This window comes from Halobacillus sp. BBL2006, from assembly GCF_000786645.1.
In the GTDB taxonomy this organism is placed as follows: Bacteria; Bacillota; Bacilli; order Bacillales; family Halobacillaceae; genus Halobacillus.
Window position 1 is genome coordinate 1 of record NZ_JRNX01000260.1, and the last position, 7,883, is coordinate 7,883.

Here is a 7,883-nt window from a genome sequence, read left to right on the forward strand (position 1 = left end):
AAAACGAACGCGATCAGATGCAGGAGCAGTTGTCTGATATTGTAGCTTCCAGTAATTTTACAACTGAAGAAAAGAATGAAGCACTTGAAAAGATTGAAACATTGAAAGAGACTCAATCGAAAGAATCCATCTTAGAAAACACTATCCGTGCCAGTGCTGCCTATGATGATGTCCTTGTGCGTTCTGAGGAGGATACAGTCCATGTGACTGTGATGGCAGATGAGCTTTCCAAAACAGAGACCAACCAAATCATCCAGATGGTCTCAGATGAATTTGGACAGAAACAGGTACAAGTCCAATTCCAACCGATAAACTAACTCTTTGCAGTCTAAAAACCTCTGATCTATTTAGAGTGACCTAATTAATTGAGACTTAATAAAACACCTTCAAAGTTGTAACACTACTTACACATGGAGGTGTTTTTCTTATGGGTAAAAGAGTTCATTATCCTGAAGAAGTAAAGAAGAAAGTTGTTCAATTAAAACTAGAGGGCACTCACACGAATCAAGAGTTGATGGATATGTTTGGGATCAAGAATAAGTCACAAATTAAAACGTGGATGAGGTGGTTTAGGAATGGGGAAAGTCATCGTTTCGCTCAACCCTTAGGTAAACAATATGCTTATGGAAAAGGGCCAGAAGACGAAAATGAACTAATAAAATTGAAGAAAAAGATTGCTTATTACGAAATGCGTGAAGAACTATTGGGAAAGTACCAGGAAATCGAAAGGAAGTGGTTCCAGAAGTATTCATCCAAATCGTAGAAGTATTTAAGCACAAATATACCGTGAAAACGATATGTGAATGTTTTGGTGTAGCGAAGGCTACGTATTATCGTTGGCGGGGAAAGTCATGGGGACCATCGGAACTGGAGAAGATCATCATAACCATTTGTGAAGAGTTGAAATTTAGAGTTGGTCACCGGATGGTCCGTGACCTCTTACGTAAGGAACACCATATGAAAGTGAATCGAAACACGGTTCAAAAAATCATGCAGAAATATCATATTCAATGCCGTGTAAAACCTAAAAGACAGAGCTATATAGCTGGGGAAAGTAAGATCGTCGTACCGAATTATTTAGAACGAAACTTTCATGCATCAAAGCCCAATGAGAAATGGGTGACAGATATTACCTACCTTCCATATGGAGAGAAGATGTTATATTTATCAACGATTATGGATTTATATAAAAACGAAATCATCGCTTATTCCATTAGTGAAAAACAAGATAAAACATTTGTCATAGATACGTTGAGAAAAGCGTGTAAAGGGCGTGATGTGTATAAATTGATCCTTCATAGTGATCAAGGTTCCCAGTACACGTCCTATGAATTTCAAGAAGAGGCCAAAAAAAGAGGCATTATCACAAGCATGTCCCGACGGGGAAACTGCTTTGATAATGCCGTCATTGAATACTTCCACTCCATGTTAAAATCGTATTACTATAATTATTGTCGACCTTTCAAAAAACTAAACTGCCATACTCCAATTGAATTTAGAGCAATGGCAGCCTAGGTGTTTTATTTAGTCTTATTTGACTGTGTCACTCCAATTTGATCGGAGGTTTTTTTGTGTTGGTTTCACATTATTCAGTAGTTCCTGTTTAAGGGCATAAGCTAATAGGGGTTCCGTAGTGAAAAGATGATCATCGAGAAAGCAGTTGAACCCTCCTATCAACTATCTCTACATAGGATCTCAGATCTCGTTAATACTGTACAAGGAAGCTTTAGTGCTGTATGAAAGTTAACCATATTAGAGAATACTATATGTCAAAATGTAACGCTTACATCAGTCGAGTTGCAGTTTGGTACCATTCTGTCGTAGAATATTAAGAGGAGTTTTTAGTACCAGTTATAAAAGAAATTATACATAAAGGGGTGCCAGACATGCTAAAGGTACAAGAAATTCGTGAAATCATTAAACTGATTGACAAATCGAATATTGATGAATTTTGTTATGAATCCAATGGAACAAAGGTTTCCATGAAAAAACAAATGGGACAAGTAGTTACAGAACCTGTAAAAGTTCAAGAGACTGCACAGCCACAAGCAGCTCCTAAGCAAGAACCAGCGGCCAAGGAGAGCCCACAACGAGCTGAAGCTCCGGCAGAAAAACAAGAAGCTCCTGCAAAAGAGGAAAGCAGCAGTGATTATGATCAAGAGATCACTTCCCCGATGGTCGGAACATTTTATCAATCACCATCACCAGATCAGGATGCTTACGTCAAAAAAGGCGATGAAGTAAAAGAAGATTCTGTTGTTTGTATTGTTGAAGCGATGAAATTATTCAATGAAATCGAAGCGGAAGTTTCAGGTGAAATCGTCGAAATTCTTGTCAAAGACGGTGAGTTAGTCGAGTACGGCCAACCGTTGTTCCGCGTAAAGTCTAAATAACGGGGGATGAGTTTTTTGATTAAAAAAGTATTGATTGCAAACAGAGGGGAGATCGCTGTCCGTATAATCCGAGCTTGTAAAGAAATGGGGATTGCGACGGTAGCGGTTTATTCTGAAGCAGATAAAGAAGCTCTACATGTGCAGTTAGCGGACGAAGCTTATTGTGTAGGTCCTAAATTAAGCAAAGATAGTTATCTGAATTACACTAATATCATGAGTCTTGCTACGTTGACAGAAACTGATGCCATTCATCCTGGATATGGGTTTTTGGCGGAGAATGCTGAATTCGCAGAGATGTGCGAAGAATGTAATATCACATTCGTTGGACCTTCTGCTTACGCTATACAGAAGATGGGTACGAAAGATGTGGCCCGTGAAACGATGAGGGAAGCAGGAGTCCCAATTGTACCGGGCTCTGAAGGAATCATTGAAAATGAAGAAGAAGGGTTGAAAGTAGCCAAAGAAATCGGCTACCCTGTCATCATTAAAGCAACGGCTGGTGGTGGCGGTAAAGGAATTCGTGTGGCGCGTGATGAAGAAGACCTTAAAAAGGGGATCCGTATGACTCAACAAGAAGCAGAAACAGCCTTCGGAAACCCTGGAGTCTACCTCGAGAAATTCATCGAAAACTTCCGCCATGTTGAGATTCAGGTACTTGCTGATAATCACGGCAATGCGGTCCATCTAGGTGAACGGGATTGTACGATTCAACGCCGTCTTCAAAAACTAATTGAAGAGACTCCATCGCCTGCAATTTCCGAAGATATGCGTGAAAAGATGGGGGATGCAGCTGTCAAAGCAGCTCTTGCTGTGAATTATTCAGGAGCAGGGACCGTTGAATTTATTTTCGATAAAGAAGAAGACAAATTTTACTTTATGGAAATGAATACCCGAATCCAAGTCGAACACCCTGTCACAGAAATGGTTACAGGCGTAGATTTGATTAAAGAGATGCTATTGATTGCAAATAATGAAAAGCTCTCCTTCACTCAGGAAGAGATTGAATTTGAAGGCTGGGCGATGGAATGCCGAATTAATGCTGAAGATCCTTTTAAAAACTTCATGCCATCTGCGGGCAAGATTGAGATGTATTTGCCGCCTGGCGGGCTTGGGGTACGTGTAGATTCCGCCGCCTACCCAGGATACATGATTCCGCCTTATTATGATTCAATGGTAGCGAAGTTGATTACTTACGGAAAAGATCGTGAGGAAGCAATCAGACGTATGAGGCGTGCTTTGGATGAATTTGTCATCGAAGGAGTGCACACGACTATTCCTTTCCATCAGCGGATGATGGAACATGATATCTTTGTCGGCGGAGACTTTAACACGAAGTTCCTAGAGAAATATACTATAATGAAAGACGAATAAGAATAGGAGTGGTCAGTATGAGTGAAAAGCAATTGTTGAATGTGACGGATGGGTCTACACTTGGCAATATTGAGATTGCTCCTGAAGTTATTGAAGTAATTGCAGGCATTGCGGTTTCTGAGGTTGCCGGAGTAGCTTCCATGCGAGGGAACTTTGCTTCTGGTGTCGCTGAACGCTTAGGGAAAAAAGATCACGGCAAAGGCGTTAAAGTTGAACTGACTGAAGACGGTATACTGATCGATGCTTATGTAGTTATGGATTATGGTATCTCTATCCCTGATACGGCTCAGAAAATCCAGGATAATACGAGGCAGGCACTAAAAAACATGACGGCGCTCGAAATTAATGAGATTAATGTTCATGTCGTCGGCGTGAAGATGGACTCGAAGGACGAAGAAGTAGAACTAGAAGATTTTCAATAATTATATATAAGGCCGGAGAGGGGGAAGTCCCTTTCTGGCTTTTTTCTATGAGAACAACAATTTAATAAATGCGACATTTTAATTGGGAATAGCTTTTATGATAGTAAAATGTTATTATGCAAACGGATATTACCTTAAAGGAGAATGAACATGAAACGACGTACAGCCCGAGAGAAAGCTTTCCAGGCCTTATTCCAAATCAATAACAACGATATTGAAACGGACGAAGCCATTCATCATGTAGTAGAAGAGACAGTTGTAGATGCTTTTCTACACGACCTTGTCCACGGGGTAATGAATCATCAAGATGAAATTGATAAAAGAATTTCAGACAACCTTGATAATTGGTCGTTCAACCGCCTGCCAAAAGTAGAAAAGACAGTTTTACGAATGGCGGCTTATGAAATGAAGTATAAAGAAGATGTGCCAGATCAGGTGGCCATTAATGAAGCCGTAGAACTTGCGAAGATTTTTGGAGAAGAAGATTCCGGTAAATTCGTCAACGGTGTACTATCCAAAATGGTATAAAAACAGAGGGGGAAATTGGGAATGTCAGCTGAAGTCATTTATGGGAAACAATTAGCCGAAGAATTGCGTCAAGAAATGAAAGAGGAAGTTAGCGAGTTAAAGCACCACGACATCCATCCGAAATTAGTTGTCGTCATCATCGGTGAAGATCCTGCGTCCATGTCGTATGTAAAAGGAAAACAGCGAGCGTCAGAAAAAGTCGGTTTGGACTCTGATTTAATCGAACTTCCTGAATCAACTTCACAACAAGAACTCCTGAACTTGATTGATCGACTCAATCAAGATCAGACTGTTCATGGTATTCTCGTTCAATTGCCATTACCAGACCACATTATGGATCAAAAAGTTATTGAAACCATTACTCCTGAAAAGGATGTAGACGGCTTCCACCCTATTAATGTTGGCCGATTGTTAACAGGTCAAGAGACGTTCTATCCTTGTACTCCTTATGGGATCATGGTGATGTTAAAGCGTGCGAACATCACGATAGAAGGGAAACATGTCGTCATTGTTGGGCGCAGTAATTTAGTAGGTAAGCCTGTCGGGCAATTATTACTAAATGAAAATGCAACGGTTACCCATTGCCATTCAAGAACAAAAAATTTAAGCGAGCATACAAAGCAAGCGGATATATTAATTGTAGCAGCAGGGAAAGCTGGGCTCATTTCTGGTGAGGATATTTCAGAAGGGACTGTCGTTATTGACGTCGGTGTAAACCGAGTAGACGGAAAACTAACAGGTGACGTAGACTTTGAATCGGCTAGTGAAAAAGCCTCTTATATTACCCCCGTACCGAAAGGGGTAGGTCCAATGACTATAACGATGCTCCTTCACAATACAATTAAAGCGGCTAAGCGAATTCACAATCATCAATAAGGGGATTTTTGTGTGAATGATCAATATCTTACAGTTACAGCGTTAACGAAGTATATAAAAAGAAAACTCTCCAGTGATCAGCATTTGAAAAACGTTTGGCTTAGGGGGGAAATTTCTAATTTTAAGCACCATAGCCGCGGCCATATGTATCTCTCTTTAAAAGACGAACAAGCTCGCATTTCTGCCGTAATGTTCGCAGGAAATAATCGCAGCATTAAATTTGCCCCCGAGAATGGCATGAATGTGCTTGTTAGAGGGGAAATCAATGTCTATGAGCCGATGGGGCAATATCAGTTGTATATTCAAGATATGCAGCCTGATGGAATCGGAGCACTCTATTTAGCATTTGAGCAGCTTAAAGAGAAGCTGGGTAAAGAAGGGATTTTCTCTTTGGAGCGGAAAAAAGCGATTCCTACATATCCCCAGCATATTGTTGTGATTACTTCTCCAACAGGAGCGGCAGTACGTGATATCTTGACTACAATTAACAGAAGGTATCCTGTTGTACAGGTTTCGATACTCCCTGTCCTTGTACAAGGTGAGAGGGCCGCGAGTTCCATTGTGAAAGCGATCGAATACGCGAATAACTACCTGGATGCCGATGTACTTATTGTAGGCCGAGGCGGTGGTTCGATAGAAGATTTATGGGCTTTTAACGAGGAAATCGTCGCAAGGGCGATTGCTGAATCAGCTATCCCCATTATCTCAGCAGTAGGACATGAGACGGATACAACGATTAGTGATTTTGTTGCAGATATACGTGCTGCTACACCGACCGGGGCGGCAGAACTTGCTGTCCCATCCATTGTAGAATTGAGAGACCAGGTTCATACACTCAAGCATCGGATCATGAGGGCAATGGAAGCAAAACATCTGGAAGGTAAACAGCGATTAAATCGTCTTGAGAAGTCGTATGCCTTCAAATATCCGGAACAACTGATGAAACAAAAAGAGCAAGACCTTGACCGCTTGCTGGAGAATCTTTCTAAGCAGATGTCTATGCTGCATGTTCAAAGGAAAGAAAAGATGAGTCATTTGCATAATCGTCTCTTAATACAAGGTCCTGACGCTCAGATTAAAGAAGGGCGTAACCAGCTCCAAAGTCAAACAAAACAACTGCAAGCAAGGTTTCAAGACGTTTGGAAGTCCAAACAAGAAGAGTTTCGAGTGAATTTGGAGAAGTTATCGCTTTTGAATCCATTAGACATCATGAAACGCGGTTATGCGATTCCTTTTTCTGACAAGGGGGAAGTCTTGAAGGAAGTTAGTCAGGTCCGAAAAGACAGTCAACTTTCTCTTAGAATGCATGGAGGTTCGGTTAATTGCAAGGTGATGGATGTAGAGGAGGATGAACATGACAGAGAATAAAGAAGAACTCAGCTTTGAAGAAGCCATGGAACAGTTAGAAGGCTTAGTTGAAAAGCTGGAAACTGGAGAAGTGCCTCTTGAAAAAGCTATTCAATATTATCAAGAAGGAATGAAACTTTCCAAAATTTGTAATGAAAAATTAGGAAACGTTGAGAAGCAAATGCAGCAAATTATGAACGAGCATGGGGAGTTCGAACCGTTTTCCATTCAGGAGGAAGAGTCGTGAGTTTGGCTGATTACCTAACGCAAAAGCGTGAACTCATTAATGAACAATTAAAGCTTTATGTTCGAGACTATACATCTCCAGGAAGGCTGCAGGATGCAATTCTTTATTCTATCGACGCAGGTGGTAAACGGCTTAGGCCAATACTGTTATTAGCTACCGCCGAAGCTTTCGGTGCTGACGAAGAAAAAGCCTTGGGTGTCGCTTGCAGTCTTGAAATGATTCATACGTATTCACTTATACATGATGATCTTCCCGCTATGGATGATGATGACTTTAGGCGTGGTTTCCCGACCAATCACCGTCGTTTTGATGAAGCCACCGCTATTTTAGCCGGTGACGCATTACTTACTCTCAGTTCACAAGTCATCGTAGAAGATCCGCACCTTAGTGATACAGAGAGGGTTTATTTGGTAAGGGAGCTTACAAGAGCTAGTGGAGCAAACGGAATGGTCGAAGGACAAATGATGGATATGCTGAGTGAAAATAAAGAAATCTCACTCGAAGAGCTTGAGAAAATTCATTTGAATAAAACAGGGCAGTTATTGAGATTTTCCATTATTGCTGGAGCTTATCTCGGCGAGGCTACTCCTAATAGCTTAAAGGAAATAACAAAAATGGGAGATGCTCTCGGTCTTATTTTTCAAATTCAAGACGACATTCTTGATGTGATTGGAGATGCAGAAAAAATCGGCAAGCCGA

Annotated in this window: 10 protein-coding genes; all 10 read left to right on the forward strand. The window is 40.9% G+C overall.

Features of this window, described 5'->3' with window-relative positions; translation table 11 throughout:
• Nucleotides 1-317 (forward strand): SpoIIIAH-like family protein (locus LD39_RS08610; protein WP_035545224.1); only part of this gene is annotated, 317 nt, incomplete at its 5' end.
• Nucleotides 318-427: 110 nt separating this feature from the next.
• A protein-coding gene (locus LD39_RS08620) for an IS3 family transposase (RefSeq protein WP_156112597.1) occupies nucleotides 428-1,515 on the forward strand; the annotation gives its coding sequence in 2 pieces (ribosomal slippage) (nucleotides 428-707 and nucleotides 707-1,515; 1,089 coding nt in all).
• 371 nt (nucleotides 1,516-1,886) lie between these two features.
• Nucleotides 1,887-2,393 (forward strand): acetyl-CoA carboxylase biotin carboxyl carrier protein, encoded by a 507-nt coding sequence (gene accB, locus LD39_RS08625; RefSeq protein ID WP_035545231.1) that lies wholly within the window; start codon nucleotides 1,887-1,889, stop codon nucleotides 2,391-2,393.
• A gap of 15 nt (nucleotides 2,394-2,408) precedes the next feature.
• On the forward strand, nucleotides 2,409-3,764 hold the full coding sequence (accC, locus tag LD39_RS08630) for an acetyl-CoA carboxylase biotin carboxylase subunit (protein WP_035545233.1): 1,356 nt from the start codon (nucleotides 2,409-2,411) through the stop codon (nucleotides 3,762-3,764).
• A 17-nt stretch (nucleotides 3,765-3,781) separates the two neighbouring features.
• Nucleotides 3,782-4,186: an Asp23/Gls24 family envelope stress response protein gene (locus LD39_RS08635; RefSeq protein ID WP_035545235.1), complete on the forward strand. Its 405-nt coding sequence runs from the start codon at nucleotides 3,782-3,784 to the stop codon at nucleotides 4,184-4,186.
• A gap of 150 nt (nucleotides 4,187-4,336) precedes the next feature.
• Nucleotides 4,337-4,714, forward strand: coding sequence for a transcription antitermination factor NusB (gene nusB / locus LD39_RS08640; protein WP_035545237.1), 378 nt, complete (start codon nucleotides 4,337-4,339; stop codon nucleotides 4,712-4,714).
• A 21-nt stretch (nucleotides 4,715-4,735) separates the two neighbouring features.
• Entirely contained in the window at nucleotides 4,736-5,590 is an 855-nt protein-coding gene (gene folD / locus LD39_RS08645) for a bifunctional methylenetetrahydrofolate dehydrogenase/methenyltetrahydrofolate cyclohydrolase FolD (protein WP_035545238.1), read from the forward strand.
• Nucleotides 5,591-5,602: 12 nt separating this feature from the next.
• Nucleotides 5,603-6,958 carry an exodeoxyribonuclease VII large subunit gene (xseA, locus tag LD39_RS08650; protein ID WP_035545241.1) on the forward strand — a complete coding sequence of 452 codons (1,356 nt, stop codon included), beginning with the start codon at nucleotides 5,603-5,605 and terminating at the stop codon, nucleotides 6,956-6,958.
• Entirely contained in the window at nucleotides 6,945-7,184 is a 240-nt protein-coding gene (locus LD39_RS08655; RefSeq protein WP_035545244.1) for an exodeoxyribonuclease VII small subunit, read from the forward strand. The genes xseA and LD39_RS08655 overlap by 14 nt, the downstream gene beginning before the upstream one ends.
• Nucleotides 7,181-7,883: polyprenyl synthetase family protein (locus tag LD39_RS08660; protein ID WP_035545245.1), on the forward strand; the 703-nt coding region annotated here is incomplete at its 3' end. The genes LD39_RS08655 and LD39_RS08660, both read left to right, overlap by 4 nt.